General features: G+C 70.5%; 10 protein-coding genes and 1 pseudogene. 10 read left to right on the top strand and 1 reads right to left on the bottom strand.

From position 1 onward, the window contains the following. The first annotated feature begins 50 nt into the window (after positions 1-50). The 5 genes from O7632_RS16425 to O7632_RS16405 all read left to right on the top strand — a co-directional run bounded on the left by O7632_RS16425 (position 51) and on the right by O7632_RS16405 (position 5056). A complete protein-coding gene (locus O7632_RS16425) occupies positions 51-710 on the top strand; it encodes a hypothetical protein (protein WP_278115347.1) in 660 nt (219 codons plus the stop codon). Then, positions 707-1621 carry a hypothetical protein gene (locus tag O7632_RS16420; RefSeq protein WP_278115346.1) on the top strand — a complete coding sequence of 305 codons (915 nt, stop codon included), beginning with the start codon at positions 707-709 and terminating at the stop codon, positions 1619-1621. Before O7632_RS16425 ends, O7632_RS16420 begins: the two co-directional genes overlap by 4 nt. Positions 1622-1686: 65 nt before the next feature. Continuing rightward, a complete protein-coding gene (locus tag O7632_RS16415) occupies positions 1687-2136 on the top strand; it encodes a helix-turn-helix transcriptional regulator (RefSeq protein WP_278115344.1) in 450 nt (149 codons plus the stop codon). A gap of 5 nt (positions 2137-2141) precedes the next feature. Continuing rightward, positions 2142-2552, top strand: coding sequence for a VOC family protein (locus tag O7632_RS16410; protein WP_278115342.1), 411 nt, complete (start codon positions 2142-2144; stop codon positions 2550-2552). 113 nt (positions 2553-2665) lie between these two features. Continuing rightward, positions 2666-5056, top strand: coding sequence for an excinuclease ABC subunit UvrA (locus O7632_RS16405; RefSeq protein ID WP_278115340.1), 2391 nt, complete (start codon positions 2666-2668; stop codon positions 5054-5056). A gap of 75 nt (positions 5057-5131) precedes the next feature. Here O7632_RS16405 and O7632_RS16400 read toward each other — a convergent pair whose 3' ends face one another. Beyond that, a complete protein-coding gene (locus tag O7632_RS16400; protein ID WP_278115338.1) occupies positions 5132-7795 on the bottom strand; it encodes a glucosidase in 2664 nt (887 codons plus the stop codon). A gap of 176 nt (positions 7796-7971) precedes the next feature. On the opposite strand from O7632_RS16400, the gene O7632_RS16395 reads away from it, so the two are divergent. The 5 genes and pseudogenes from O7632_RS16395 to O7632_RS16375 all read left to right on the top strand — a co-directional run bounded on the left by O7632_RS16395 (position 7972) and on the right by O7632_RS16375 (position 14274). Next, the gene (locus tag O7632_RS16395; protein ID WP_278115336.1) at positions 7972-9903 is read left to right on the top strand and encodes an amylo-alpha-1,6-glucosidase; all 1932 of its coding nucleotides are present in this window, start codon (positions 7972-7974) and stop codon (positions 9901-9903) included. Between the two features lie 151 nt (positions 9904-10054). Continuing rightward, a complete protein-coding gene (locus O7632_RS16390) occupies positions 10055-11383 on the top strand; it encodes a glycosyltransferase family 4 protein (RefSeq protein WP_278115334.1) in 1329 nt (442 codons plus the stop codon). A 184-nt stretch (positions 11384-11567) separates the two neighbouring features. Next, positions 11568-12380 (top strand): annotated as a pseudogene (locus O7632_RS16385) (serine/threonine-protein kinase); the annotation flags it as partial. Positions 12381-12535: 155 nt separating this feature from the next. After that, on the top strand, positions 12536-13303 hold the full coding sequence (locus O7632_RS16380) for a TIGR03089 family protein (protein WP_278115332.1): 768 nt from the start codon (positions 12536-12538) through the stop codon (positions 13301-13303). A gap of 164 nt (positions 13304-13467) precedes the next feature. After that, positions 13468-14274, top strand: coding sequence for a metal-dependent hydrolase (locus O7632_RS16375; RefSeq protein WP_278115330.1), 807 nt, complete (start codon positions 13468-13470; stop codon positions 14272-14274). Positions 14275-14283: the final 9 nt, after the last annotated feature.

Below are 14283 nucleotides of genomic sequence, written 5' to 3'. Positions count from 1 at the left end.
AGGGGTCGACCTCGCCCCGATGGGGACGTACCCGGGTCAGGGAGAACCTCGTGAGGATTCGATCCGCCCTGCTCGGCGTGGCCGCGACCGCCTTGGCCGTCGCCGCCGTCGCGCTCACGACGCCGGCGCCGGTCGCCGCGCACCCGTTCGGTCCGCCGGCCACCGCCCGCGTCGACGTCGACGGCGCTGAGGTGGCCATCACCTGGCAGGCCGCCGAGGACGACTGGGTGGCACTCGGTCAGTCGCTGGGCGCGTTCGAGGATCCGACCGCCGGTCCGGTCGACACCGGGCTGACCGGCGAGCAGAAGCTGGCCCGCTCGGCCGCCGTACGGCGGTACCTCACCGACCACATCGAGGTCCGCCAGTCCGGGTCGGCCTGCCCGGCGACCGTCCTGCCACTGGAGGACCTGTTGCGGCAGGGTGCCCGGCTACGGTTCGCCTGCCCCGCGCCGGTGTCCGAGATCGAGGTAAGGCTCGCCGCGTTGACCGACCTGCACACCGCGTACCGGACCATGCTCACCGCCGCCGGGCCGATGACCCCGGCGCAGGTGCTGTTCACGTCCACCCGTACCACCCACCGGGTCTCGCTGACCGACGACGGACACCGAAGCGCGGCGGCTCCGCTGGCGCTGGGTACCGGCGCCGCCGTCCTTGGTGGACTCGCCGTGGCGATCGCGCGGCGGGCATCACGCAGAAGGAGGACCCGGTGACCGGGATCAACGGATTCGAGGCACGCCTGATCGCCATGTTCGACAGCGGTGCCGTGTTCTGGTTGGCGTTGCTGGTCGCGCTCGGCGTCGGTGCCGCGCACGCGGTGGCCCCGGGGCACGGCAAGTCCATTACGGCGGCGTACCTGGTGGGGACCCGGGGACGGTACCGTGACGCGCTGCGCCTCGGGTTGATCGTGGCGATCATGCACACGCTGTCCGTGCTGGTGCTGGCGATCGCCTGGGTGGCGCTGACCGGGTTCGCCAGCGTCGGCACCGAGCGGGTCACCGCGTGGATGCAGGTCCTGGCCGGGACGGTGGTGATCGGCGTCGGGCTGCACCTGGCCTACCGGCACCTGCGGGGCACCGATCACCATCACCACGACCACAGCCACGCCGACCACGACCACCATCACCACGATGGCCACAGCCACGCCGACCACGACCACCATCACCACGACGGCCACAGCCACGCCGACCACGACGGTCATCGCCAGATGGGTGGACAGGAGGCCGGTGCCGTGGCGGTACGGGTCCGCCCGACCGGCCGACACCATCACCATCACCATGCCGCGCTGACCGACCCGTGGTCACGCCGTGGCCTGATCGCCATCGGCCTGTCCGGTGGGCTGCTTCCCTCCCCGTCAGCGTTCCTGGTGCTGGTCAGCGGCCTGCTCACCGGACGAGCCGTCGACGCCGTCGTGCTGGTCGCGGTCTTCGGCATCGGCATGGCGGCGACGTTGACCGCTGTCGGCGCGCTGACCATCCGGGGCTGGGCCAGCCTCGCCGGCCGGGGCGGCGGCTGGGCACCCGTACGACGCCTGATGGCCCGGATGCCGCTGATCGCCGGGCTCGCCGTGGCCTGCGGCGGCGGGCTGTACCTGCTGGTCGCCGTCGGCACCCTGGTCGGTTGACCGGGTACGACCGCCGCGCCCGGTGACACTGGGCAACAGCGGCCCGGCGTGGCACGATCGCCCAGGTGAGCAGCACATCCGACGAGACGCGGCGCCTGCGTGACCTCGCCCGGCTCCGCCGGGTGCGTGACCGGATCGACCGGGAGTACGCCCGGCCGCTGGACGTCGAGGCGCTCGCTCGCGGCGTGCACATGTCCGCCGGCCACCTCAGCCGGCAGTTCCGCCTCGCGTACGGCGAGTCACCGTACACCTATCTGATGACGCGGCGGATCGAGCGCGCGATGGCGCTGCTGCGCCGTGGCGACCTCAGCGTCACCGACGTCTGCTTCGCGGTCGGCTGTGCGTCGCTGGGCACCTTCAGCACTCGCTTCACCGAATTGGTCGGGGTTCCGCCCAGCGTCTACCGCAGCCAGGCGGTCGGTGCCGCCGCCGGGATGCCGTCGTGTGTCGCCAAACAGGTCACCAGACCGATCAGGAATCGAGAAGCGCAGGCCAGGCAGCCGCAACTAGCGTGATCACCATGAACGTCACCATTGCCTCGTCCTTCCTGCCGCACGACGACCCGGACGCCGCCTTGGCCTTCTACCGCGACCTGCTCGGTTTCGAGGTCCGCAACGACGTCGGCTACAGCGGCATGCGGTGGATCACCGTCGGTCCCGCCGATCAGCCGGACACGTCGATCGTGCTGCATCCGCCGGCCGCCGATCCCGGGATCACCGACGACGAACGGCGCACCATCACCGAGATGATGGCCAAGGGCACCTACGCCGGTATCGTGTTGGCCACCACCGATCTCGACGCCACCTTCGACCGGTTGCAGGCCGGCGACGCCGACATCGTCCAGGAGCCGACCGAGCAGCCGTACGGGGTGCGTGACTGTGCCGTACGTGATCCCGCTGGCAACATGATCCGCATCCAGCAGCGGGCCTGAGTCGTCGCCCGGCGGACGGATTCCGTCCTACCCGGATGGCACCGTGACTCGCGCCCGCTCGACACCGTGACCCGACGCCGTAGCCGTCCCGCGTGACTGATGGAGACCTCCCGATGCGTACGCCCCCGAGGACCGACCCGGATTCGCCGCCGACGCACGCCGCCGACCGGCACGATCTGATCCGGGTGCACGGTGCCCGCGAGAACAACCTCAAGAACGTCAGTGTCGAGCTGCCCAAACGGCGGCTGACGGTGTTCACCGGGGTCTCCGGTTCGGGCAAGAGTTCGCTGGTGTTCGCCACGATCGCCGCCGAATCGCAGCGGATGATCAACGAGACGTACAGCGCTTTCGTGCAGGGGTTCATGCCGACGCTGGCCCGGCCCGACGTCGACGTGCTCGACGGGTTGACCACCGCGATCATCGTCGACCAGGAGCGGATGGGCGGTGACGCCCGGTCCACGGTCGGCACCGCCACCGACGCCAACGCGATGCTGCGGATCCTGTTCAGCCGGCTCGGGCAGCCGCAGATCGGTCCGCCCGGCGCGTTCTCGTTCAACGTCCCGTCGGTACGGGGCAGCGGCGCGATCACCGTCGAGCGCGGTGCCGGCAGCAAAGCGGTCAAGGCGACGTACAGCCGGCTCGGTGGGATGTGTCCGCGCTGCGAGGGTCGGGGTTCGGTGAGTGATTTCGACCTGACCGCCCTGTACGACGACACCAAGTCGCTCAACGAGGGCGCGCTGACCATCCCCGGTTACAGCGTCGACGGCTGGTACGGCCGGATCTTCGCCGGCTGCGGGTTCTTCGATCCGGACAAGCCGATCGGCAGGTTCACCAAGAAGGAGCTCGACGCGCTCCTGTACAAGGAGCCGACCAGGATCAAGGTCGACAACATCAACGTGACGTACGAGGGGCTGATCCCCCGGATCCAGAAGTCGTTCCTGTCCAAGGACGTCGACGCGATGCAGCCGCACATCCGGGCGTTCGTGGAGCGGGCGATCACCTTCGCCACCTGCCCGGAGTGCGACGGCACCCGGCTCGCCGAGGCGGCCCGCTCGTCGAGGATCGACGGGATCAACATCGCCGACGCGTGCGCGATGCAGATCAGCGACCTGGCCGAGTGGGTGCGCCGCCTCGACGAGCCCTCGGTCGCGCCGCTGTTGACGGCGTTGACCCACACCCTGGACTCGTTCGTCGAGATCGGGCTGGGCTACCTCAGCCTCGACCGTCCGTCGGGCACCCTGTCGGGTGGCGAGGCGCAGCGGACCAAGATGATCCGCCACCTCGGGTCGTCGCTGACCGACGTCACCTACGTCTTCGACGAGCCGACGATCGGTCTGCACCCGCACGACATCGCCCGGATGAACCACCTGCTGCTGCGGCTGCGCGACAAGGGCAACACGGTGCTGGTCGTGGAGCACAAGCCGGAAGCGATCGCGATCGCCGACCACGTCGTCGATCTCGGTCCCGGTGCCGGTACGGCCGGCGGCGAGGTGGTGTTCGAAGGCACCGTCGAAGGGCTGCGCGCCAGCGGCACGCTCACCGGCCGGCACCTCGACGACCGGGTCGCGCTCAAGGACAAGGTCCGTACGCCCACCGGCGCTCTGGAGATCCGGGGCGCGAGCACCAACAACCTGCGCACGGTCGACGTCGACATCCCGCTCGGGGTGCTGGTGGTCGTCACCGGGGTCGCCGGCTCGGGCAAAAGTTCACTCGTCCACGGCTCGATCCCGGCCGGCGCGGGTGTGGTGTCGATCGACCAGGCGGCGATCCGTGGCTCCCGGCGCAGCAACCCGGCGACGTACACCGGGCTGCTCGAACCGATCCGCAAGGCGTTCGCCAAGGCCAACGGGGTGAAGCCGGCACTGTTCAGCGCCAACTCCGAGGGTGCCTGCCCGACCTGCAACGGCGCCGGGGTGGTCTACACAGACCTGGCGATGATGGCCAGCGTGGCGTCGGTCTGCGAGGAGTGCGACGGAAGACGGTTCCAGGCGTCGGTGCTGGAATACCACTTCGGCGGTCGGGACATCAGCGAGGTGCTCGCGATGTCGGTGACCGACGCCGAGGCGTTCTTCGGCGCCGGCGAGGCCCGGACGCCGGCCGCGCACGCCATCGCGCGCCGGCTCGCCGACGTCGGACTCGGCTACCTCAGTCTCGGTCAGCCGCTGACCACGCTCTCGGGTGGCGAGCGGCAGCGGCTCAAGCTGGCCACCCACATGGCGACTGACGGCGGCGTCTACGTTCTTGACGAGCCGACCACCGGCCTGCACCTGGCCGACGTGGAGCAGTTGCTCGGCCTGCTCGACCGGCTGGTCGACACCGGCAAGTCGGTGATCGTCATCGAGCACCACCAGGCGGTGATGGCCCACGCCGACTGGATCATCGATCTGGGACCGGGCGCCGGTCACGACGGCGGCCGGATCGTCTTCGAGGGCACCCCGGCCGATCTGGTGGCCGCCCGCTCGACGCTCACCGGCGAACACCTCGCGGCGTACGTCGGCGCCTGACAGCGCGGCCCGCCGAACGGACCGCCGGGGTCGGCGCGGCCCGTCGAACCGGCCGCGCCGACCCCGGCGGTCCGTTCAGTCCTTCCCATCGGATCGGGTGGTCAGGATCAGGTCCGCGACCAGCGCCGTCCAGCCGGTCTGGTGCCAAGCGCCCAAACCGGCCCCGTTGTCGCCGTGGAAGTACTCCGGGAACGCGATCAGGTCCCGCCAGTCGGGATGCTGCTGGAACTTCTCCGCCGCCCCGTAGATCGGCCGCCGACCGTACTCGTCGCGCAGGAACAGCGAGATCAGCCGGTGCGACAGGTCGTCGGCGATGGCGTTGAGCGTGCGCTTCGCGCCGGACCGGGTCGGGTATTCGATCAGCAGGTCGTCGCCGAAGAAGGTGGCGAAGTCCCGCAGCGCGCAGACCAGCAGGTAGTTGGTCGGCATCCAGATCGGGCCGCGCCAGTTGGAGTTGCCGCCGAACAGTCCGCTGGTCGACTCGGCCGGTTCGTACCCGACGGTGAAGTCCTGTCCGCCGAGCGAGACGGTGAACGGCTCGTCGAGGTGCCGCCGCGACAGGGTGCGCAGCCCGTACGGGGAAAGGAACTCCTCCTCGTCGAGCATCGGGGCGAGGATCCGCACGATCTGGTCCGGGCCGACCATCGACAGCAGCCGGTGTTGCCGGCCGTCGCCGGCCAGCCGGCGGGCACCGATCACGTCGGCGTACTCCGGTTTGTTGGTCAGGAACCAGCGCAGCCGCGCGCCCAGCTCCGGCAGCCGGGCCAGGGTGCCCGAATGCAAGGTGGTGGTGGCGGCCAGCGGCAGCAGTCCGACCACCGAGCGGACCTTCAACGGCAGGGTGTCGCCGTCGGGCAGCCGCAGCTGGTCGTAGAAGAACGAGTCCTCCTCGTCCCACAGCCCCTGGTCGTAGGCGGCGGCGGCGATGTAGGCGAAGTGTTCCAGGAACTTGGTGGCGATGTCGGTGTAGGTGTGGTCGTGCACCGCCAGGGTGAGTGCCATGTCGAGCATGTTCAGCGCGTACGTGGCCATCCAGCCGGTGCCGTCGGACTGCTCCAGGATGCCGGCGACCGGCAGCGCGGCGGAGCGGTCGAACGGGCCGACGTTGTCCAGCCCGAGGAAGCCACCTTCGAAGACGTTGTTGCCGTTGATGTCCTTGCGGTTGACCCACCAGGTGAAGTTGAGCAGCAGCTTGTGCATGATCCGGGCGAGGAACTCGAAGTCGCGTCGGCCGTCGATCTCGAACACCCGCAGCGCGGCCCAGGCGTGCACCGGCGGGTTGACGTCGGCGAACGCCCACTCGTACGCCGGGATCTGCCCGTTGGGGTGCATGTACCACTCGCGCAGCAGCAACAGCAGCTGGTCCTTGGCGAACTGCGGGTCGACCCGGGCCAGGGTGGAGCAGTGGAACGCCAGGTCCCAGGCCGCGTACCAGGGGTATTCCCAGGGGTCCGGCATCGAGATGACGTCGAAGCTGTTCATGTGCCACCAGGCGGCGTTGCGTCCGTGCGCCCGCCCCGGCGGCGGGGGCGGGCTGGCCGGATCGCCGGACAGCCACTGGGCAACGTCGAAGTGGTAGAACTGTTTGCCCCAGAGCACCCCGGCCAGGGCGCGTCGGGCGACCAGCCGCTCGTCGTCGGTGGCGGCGGCCGGGATCACCGTGTCGTAGTACTGGTCGGCTTCGGCGTGCCGGGCGGCGAGGGTGGCGGCGTGCCCGGCGCCGAGGTTGAGCCGGGGCGGCGGGGCGTTGCCCGGTGGCGGTGCGGTCAACGTCAACCGCAGCCGGATCCGGTCCTCGCAGCCGGGTAGGACGTCAAGCACGTAGTGCAGCGCGCCCTTGGTGCCGGTGCGCTCGGGGTTGACGGTGTCGGCGCCGTCGACGACGTGGTCGTTGATGCCGTCCTTCGGGTACGGGGTACGCGACGGTTGTCCCCAGAGCCGTTCGGCGTTGGTGTCGTTGTCGCACAGCAGCGGGGTCGGCTGGCCGTCGCCCTGCAGCACCAGCTGCCCGAGCACCGAGTGGTGGCCGACCAGGCGGGAGTCGTCGCCGGTGAGCACCGGGATCTGGTCACGGCCGGGCAGTCCCCAGGCCCAGGTGTTGCGGAACCACAGGCTGGGCAGCACGTGCAACCGGGCCGGTTGGTCGCCCCGGTTGGCGACGGTGATCTCGATGCACAGATCGGTCGGGCCGGCCTTGGCGTAGTCGACAGTCACCGCCCAGTAGCGGTCGTCGTCGAAGACGCCGGTGTCGACCAGTTCGTACTCGGTCTCCTCGCGGCCGCGCATACCGTTGACGGCGACGAGGTCATCGTAGGGGAAGGCGGCTTGCGGATAGTGGTAGCGCCAGCGCATCCAGGAGTGGGTGGGCGTGGAGTCCTCGTACCACCAGTAGTCCTTGGCGTCCTCACCGTGATTGCCGCCGTCGCCGCCGAGGCCGAACATGCGTTCCTTAAGAATGGGATCCACACCGTTCCACAGGGCCAACCCGAAGCAGAATGTCTGACGGTCGTCGCAGACGCCGGCCATGCCATCCTCGTTCCAGCGGTACGCACGCGATCGGGCATGATCATGCGGAAAGTAGTCCCACGCCGTACCGTGCTCGCTGTAGTCCTCCCGTACCGTTCCCCATGCCCGTTCTGAGACATAGGGTCCCCATGCCCGCCACGGCAGCTCACCCGCGTCGGCCTCCGCCAACCGGGTGCGTTCCGGATCACGATACGTTCGCCTGGAGTTGACCATGACGGACATTCTCCCTGGGACGTGTTTCCGGCACTTGTCGGATCGCCACCTCGTCGGTCCCCCCGGCCCCGCACCCCGCTCCGCCCGCACCTCGCTCCGGTAGAACCCGCTCGTCGCCCCACCGGCACCCCGCTCCGCCCGCACTCGCTCGTCGGCTCATCAGCAATGGAGGAACGTTGCCCGGTATCACCTTCGGACCGCAGCTCTGCGCCGACCTCACCGCCGGAGCCAGCCGGGAATGGCTGGTCACGGATGGTCGTGGCGGCTACGCGATGGGGACCGTCAGCGGCCTGCGGACCCGCCGTTACCACGGCCTGCTGGTGGTCGCCGGAGCCACCCCGGCGGTCCGGCGGGTCGGGCTGGTCAGCCTGGACCCGGCGGTGACGTTGCCCACTGGGGCGCAGATCCGCCTCGGCGTGCACGAGTGGTCCTCCGGCGCGGTGGACCCACCTGGCTACAACCTGCTGGAACGCTTCGACCTGACCGACGGCGTGCCGCGCTGGCGGTGGCGCATCGGCGACATCGTGATCGAACGCGAGATCGCCATGCGCCACGGCAGCCCGTGCGTGGCGGTCACCCACCGGCTGGTCAGCGGCGGCCCGGTGACGTTGACCCTGGCTGCGGTGACCACGTGGCGGGACGCGCACGGTGAGCGGTACGCCGACGCTCCCCCACCCCGGATGGAGAACGTCGACGGGGGCGTGGTGATCGAGGGCGCGTACCGGATCAGCGGCCCGGACTGGGTGCCGGCCGGCACCTGGTGGGACGGGGTCTACCACCGGGAGGAGGCGGCCCGGGGGCTGCGTCCGGAGGAGGACCTGTGGTACGCGGGCAGCTTCACCGCCGTGCTGGACGGCCCCGGCGCGGTGGCCGAGGTGACCGCCTGGGCGGAGCACCTGGAGCAGCGGCCGGAGCCGGCATCGGCAATCGTCGACGCCGCCCGCAAACGCAACCAGACGGTGGTGGCCGCCGCCAAGCCGGCCGACGAGGTGGACGCCACGCTGGCGCTGGCCGCCGACACGTTCGTGGTGCGCACGTCGACCGGCCCGGACGTCGTCGCCGGCTATCCGTGGTTCGGCAGCTGGTCGCGGGACACGATGATCTCCTACGAAGGGCTGTTCCTGGCCACCGGACGGTCCGACGAGGGCCGGGAGCTGCTGCGCGGCTACGCGGCGACGCTGTCCGAGGGCATGCTGGCCAACACCGCCGACACCGGCCACGTCGAGTACAACACCGTCGACGGCACCCTGTGGTTCCTGCACGCGGTGGACCGGCACGTCGCCGCGACCAGCGACATCGACCTGGCCGCCGAGTTGCTACCGGCGCTGCGGGAGGTGATCGCGGCGCATCTACGGGGTACCCGCTACGGCATCCAGGTCGATCCGGCCGACGGGCTACTCACCGCCGGCGCCAGCGGTGAGGCACTGACCTGGATGGACGCTCGCGTGTACGGGGTGCCGATCACCGCCCGGGAGGGCAAGCCGGTGGAGGTCAACGCGTTGTGGGTCAACGGGTTGGCGGCGGTGAACGAGTTGGCCTCGCTGGTCGACGCCGATTCCGGGCCGGCCGCGACGACCTACCCACAGGCGTACGAGTCGTTCCGGACCCGCTATCCGGCCCCGTCCGGGTGGCTCTACGACGTGTTGGACGCTCCGGCGCAGTATCCGCTCGGCGGCGATCCGCACGCCGACGACGACGCGTTGCGCCCCAACCAGCTGCTCGCCTGGTCGCTGCCGTACGCCCCGTTGAAGCCGGAGCCGGCGACGATCCGGGCGATTGGTCAGGCGCTGCTGACGCCGCTCGGGCTGCGCAGCCTGGCTGCGGACTCGGCCGGCTACCTCGGCCGGCACCGGGGCGGGCCGGCCAAGCGCGACGGCGCCTATCACCAGGGCACGGTGTGGCCGTGGCTGGTCGGCCCGTACGTGTCGGCGGCCCGCCGGGCCGGGCTGGAGGTGGCGGACGTCTTCGCCGGGTTGACCGCGCACCTGGGCGAGTACGGCCTGGGTTCGGTCAGCGAAACGGCTGACGGAGATCCGCCGCACGGGGCGACCGGCTGTCCGTTCCAGGCGTGGTCGATGGCCGAACTACTACGGGTCCGACAAGTCTGATCCGTGCTCGTTACACCAGCGCAACGCGAACGTCTTCCCTGGTTATCCCTTTGCGGGCAGTATTGGCCGCAACCCAACGACGCGTCAGCACCCGCTAATGGTGTCTGATCGCGCATGCCCAGGCGCAGAACATTTTGAGGGGGGTCTGTCGATGTCACCAACCGCCGACGTGATCGACATCCGCGCACCACGGGCGCAGCGGGTGTTGATGTTGTCCTGGGAATACCCGCCGGTGGTGGTGGGTGGGCTGGGCCGGCACGTGCACGCCCTGTCCGTCGCCCTGGCCAACGCCGGCCACGAGGTCACCGTCGTCACCCGCCACGCCCCCGGCGCACCCCTCGAGGAATACGCCGACGGCGTACGCATCATCCGCGCCGCCGAAGACCCACCCCTGTTCCCCCTGGCCACCCCCAGCCTCCTCGCCTGGACCATGGCCTTCAACCACACCCTCACCCGCGCCGCCCTACGCGCCACCCAGTCCGCCGAATACGACGTCATCCACGCCCACGACTGGCTCGTCACCCACACCGCCATCACCCTCAAGGAACACCTCGACATCCCCCTCGTCGCCACCATCCACGCCACCGAAGCCGGCCGCCACCAGGGCTGGCTGCCCAACGAGATGAACAAGTCCATCCACTCCATCGAGCACTGGCTCGGCCACGAGTCGTGTCGGGTGATCACCTGCTCGGAGTACATGCGGTGGGAGGTCAGCCAGCTACTGGAATTGCCGGCGGCCCGGGTGGACGTGATCGCCAACGGGGTGAACGACCGGGTGTGGCGCTCCTCGGCGCGGGCGGTCGCGGCGGCACGGGAGAAGTACGCGGCGGACGGTCCGCTGATCGGCTTCGCCGGCCGGCTGGTCTACGAGAAGGGCGTGCAGCACCTGATCGCCGCCCTGCCGTGGCTGCGCCAGCGGCACGCCGGGTTGCGGGTGATCATCGCCGGGGACGGGCCGTACCGGGGTGAGCTGCAGGCACAGGCCGAGCGGCTCGGCGTCGCCGACCTGATCAACTTCGCCGGGTTCATGACCGAGGCGCAGCTCCCGGCGGTGCTGGGGGCCACCGACGCGACCGTGGTGCCGAGCCTGTACGAGCCGTTCGGCATGGTGGCTCTCGAAGCGGCGGCGGCGGGAGCGCCGTTGGCGGTGTCGGCGACCGGCGGCCTGGCCGAGATCGTCGAGCCCGGTGTGACCGGCATGCGGTTCCAGCCGCAGGATTCGCACGGGTTGGCCGAGGCGGTGCACGCGCTGCTGGTCGACGAGGTGTTCGCGCGGCGGGTGGCGCGCGCGGCCCGCCAGCAGGTGATCCGACGGTACGGCTGGTCGACGATCGCCGCCCAGACGGCGGCGGCCTACGCGACGGCGGTACGGGAGGCGCCGAGCTTCAACACGCGCCGGGCGGCGGCCCAGCTCGCCGGCGGCGCGCACAAGATCGTCGTACCGGACGGCAACCTGCTCGCCGTCGGCAGCGCTTCCTGACCGACCGAACCGACCGGGGGTGTCCCGCGCGCATCGCGCGCCGTGGGGCACCCCCGTCGGCGTCCGGGCGCTGTCGTTCGGCTGTTGGTGGACGCGGGACAGCTGAACGGTGGAGGTTCGCCGGGTTTCCAGCTGATGTGTCGTCGTCACACCAGCGATTACCGTGTGCGATCGGGACATGACGATGGGAGACCGGATCGTGCGACCGGATCTGATCGCCGACCGGTACCAACTGCTCCGGCCGGTCGGCAGCGGCGGCATGGGACGGGTCTGGCTGGCCCGCGACGAGGTCCTGGGGCGTGAGGTCGCCGTCAAGGAGGTCCTCCCGCCGGGCTGGATGACCGACACCGAACGCACCGAACTGCGGCACCGTACACTGCGCGAGGCTCGCAGCGCCGCCCGGCTCAACCATCCGAACGTGGTCCGGATCTACGACGTACGGCACGTCGACGACTCGCCGCTGATCGTCATGGAGCACGTCCGTTCCCGATCGTTGCACCAGGTCGTCGCCGACGAGGGGCCGCTGGCACCGGTCCGGGTCGCCGAGATCGGCCGGCAGGTGCTCGCCGCCCTGCGCGCCGCCCACCGCGCCGGTGTGCTGCACCGCGACGTCAAGCCGCACAACGTCCTGATCGGCGAGCACGGCCGGGTGGTGTTGACCGATTTCGGACTCGCCACCCTCGACGGCGACGGGTCGATCACCGTCACCGGAGCCGTGGTGGGATCACCGCAGTACATGGCCCCGGAACGGGCCCGCGACGGTGTGTCCAGCGTGGCCGCCGACTTGTGGTCGCTCGGCGCGACGCTGTACGCCGCCGTGCAGGGTCGTTCACCGTACGCCCGGTCGACGCCGATGGCGACGTTGACCGCGTTGGCCACCGTACCGCCCGATCCGGCGCCGCGGGCCGGGCCGCTGCGCCCGGTCCTGGCCGGCCCGTTGCGCCGCGATCCTCGTCGCCGACTGGACGCGGCCGAGGTGGACCGGTTGCTGAGTCGGATCTGCGACCGTCGTCGTGCCCGGGACCGTCCTCCGGCACCGACCTGGCCGCGACTGCGCGACGTGGCGACCCGGTTACGGGTTCCCAGCGCCCCGAACCGGTAGGGTCGCAGGCGGTCCCGCCCGTCACACCGTCCGTGGCCGAAGGAGTCTCGATGGACGCGTCAGCCGTCACCAGCCGGCCCGGTACGGGCACCGTCGGCAATGGTTCGGGCCCACCGCTGCTGACCTACTACGACGACGCGACCGGCGAACGGACCGAGCTGTCGGCGACCGCGCTCGGCGCCTGGGCGGCGCGGACCGCCGCGTTGCTGGGCGACGGCTGCGGGTTGGCCGCCGGTGACCGGGCCGCCGTGCTGCTGCCACCGCACTGGCAGAGCGCGGCCGTGCTCCTGGGCACCTGGTCGATCGGTGTCTCGGTGTCGATCCGGCTGTCCGCGACCGCCGGGCTGCCGGTGCTCGAACCCGGGGCCGACGAGCCGCTGGACGTGGTGTTCGCCGCGCGCGGCCGGGTCGACGACTGGCTGGAGGAGGTGCCCGCCGCGCGGCACCGTTTCGTGCTCGACGTCGGAGCGAAGGCCACGCCGGGTGGCGACCCGCCGGACGGCTACGGTGCCTTCCTGACCGAGGCCGGTCGGTACGTCGGCCGGGCCCCGGCCTACACGCTGGTGCGCCCCGGTGACCCGGCGAGCGTCGACGGCACCAGTTACGCCGAGTGGGAATCGTTGGCGGTGGAGATCGCCGCACAGCAGGACATCACCACCGGCGACCGGGTGCTCGTCGACGCCGGCCAGCACGAGCATCCGCTGTACTGGCTGCTCGCGCCACTCGCGGTCGGCGCGTCGGTGGTGCTGTGCGTCAACCTCAACCCGGACCGACTCGACGCCCGCGTCGACACGGAAAACGTCACCCGGGTGATCTGAGCGGTCCGGTCCGCTTGTGTCTACTATGGGCATCGGGTGGCGAGCTGTGGCCGATCGTCGCGACACGCTCCACGGCCATAGTGGTGGGTGCGGTGATTGTCCGACCGGTGCGCGTCTGACAGAGTGACCTCCGCTGCGAAGATGACCTTGGAGGAAGCTCAACCATGATGGGTCCGTCCCATGCCCTGTCCGGTGCCTCCGTCTGGCTGGCCGGCTGTTGGGCGCTCGACCAGTTCGCCGGCTACGAACAGTCGCCACTGGCGATCGCGGTGGGCACCGCCGTCTGCGCCGGCGGGGCGCTCTTCCCCGATCTGGACCTCTCCGGCAAGGTCACCCGCAATCAGGGCGGTGCCACCGTCGCCCGTACCTTCGGGGTGGTGTCCTTGTTCGTCGCGGAGGTGATCGAGAAGGTCTCCCTGGGCGTCTACCACGCGACGAAGCTCAGCAAGGATCCACATCGCAACAACGGACACCGGACCCTCACCCACACCATCCCGTTCACCGTGCTGGTCGGCTGGGGCACCACGGCACTGTGCACCGCGTACGGCAAGTGGGCCGTCATCGGCATCCTGTTCTTCATGATCGGCCTCGCCCTGCGTGGACTGTTCGACGAATGGGCCAAACGCGCCGGCTGGGTGATCGTGACCCTGGTCGCGCTCGCCGCCGCCTGGTTCACCTACCTGCACCTGCCCGGCGGCAGGGGTTACCCGATGCTCGGTCTGGCGGTCGGGGTCGGTTGTTTCGTACACATACTCGGCGACCTGGTCACCAAGGCCGGGGTGCCGATCCTGTGGCCGATCCCGATCGGCCGGCGGATGTGGAAGATGATCGGGCCACCGAACAAGTATTCCCTCACGGCGGGCAGCACCTTCGAGGTCGTCGTGCTGCGCGGCGTGTTCACCGTCGTCTCGGTGCTGGCCATCGTCGGGCTGCTGATGCCGACGCTGTACCGACACTTCACCGGCGGCTGAGCCGCCGGT

This window comes from Solwaraspora sp. WMMD406, assembly GCF_029626025.1.
Taxonomy (GTDB): Bacteria; Actinomycetota; Actinomycetes; order Mycobacteriales; family Micromonosporaceae; genus Micromonospora_E.
The sequence above is the reverse complement of the archived record's forward strand: the minus strand, read 5'-3'. Positions and strand labels throughout refer to the sequence as shown.

What these genes read in the sequence shown, in the direction of transcription:
- O7632_RS16410 (WP_278115342.1), top strand. Translation starts at nt 2,142, where the DNA reads ATGAACGTCACCATTGCCTCGTCCTTCCTGCCGCACGACGACCCGGAC.
- O7632_RS16405 (WP_278115340.1), top strand. Translation starts at nt 2,666, where the DNA reads ATGCGTACGCCCCCGAGGACCGACCCGGATTCGCCGCCGACGCACGCC.
- O7632_RS16400 (WP_278115338.1), bottom strand. Translation starts at nt 7,795, where the DNA reads ATGGTCAACTCCAGGCGAACGTATCGTGATCCGGAACGCACCCGGTTG.
- O7632_RS16390 (WP_278115334.1), top strand. Translation starts at nt 10,055, where the DNA reads ATGTCACCAACCGCCGACGTGATCGACATCCGCGCACCACGGGCGCAG.
- O7632_RS16380 (WP_278115332.1), top strand. Translation starts at nt 12,536, where the DNA reads ATGGACGCGTCAGCCGTCACCAGCCGGCCCGGTACGGGCACCGTCGGC.
- O7632_RS16375 (WP_278115330.1), top strand. Translation starts at nt 13,468, where the DNA reads ATGATGGGTCCGTCCCATGCCCTGTCCGGTGCCTCCGTCTGGCTGGCC.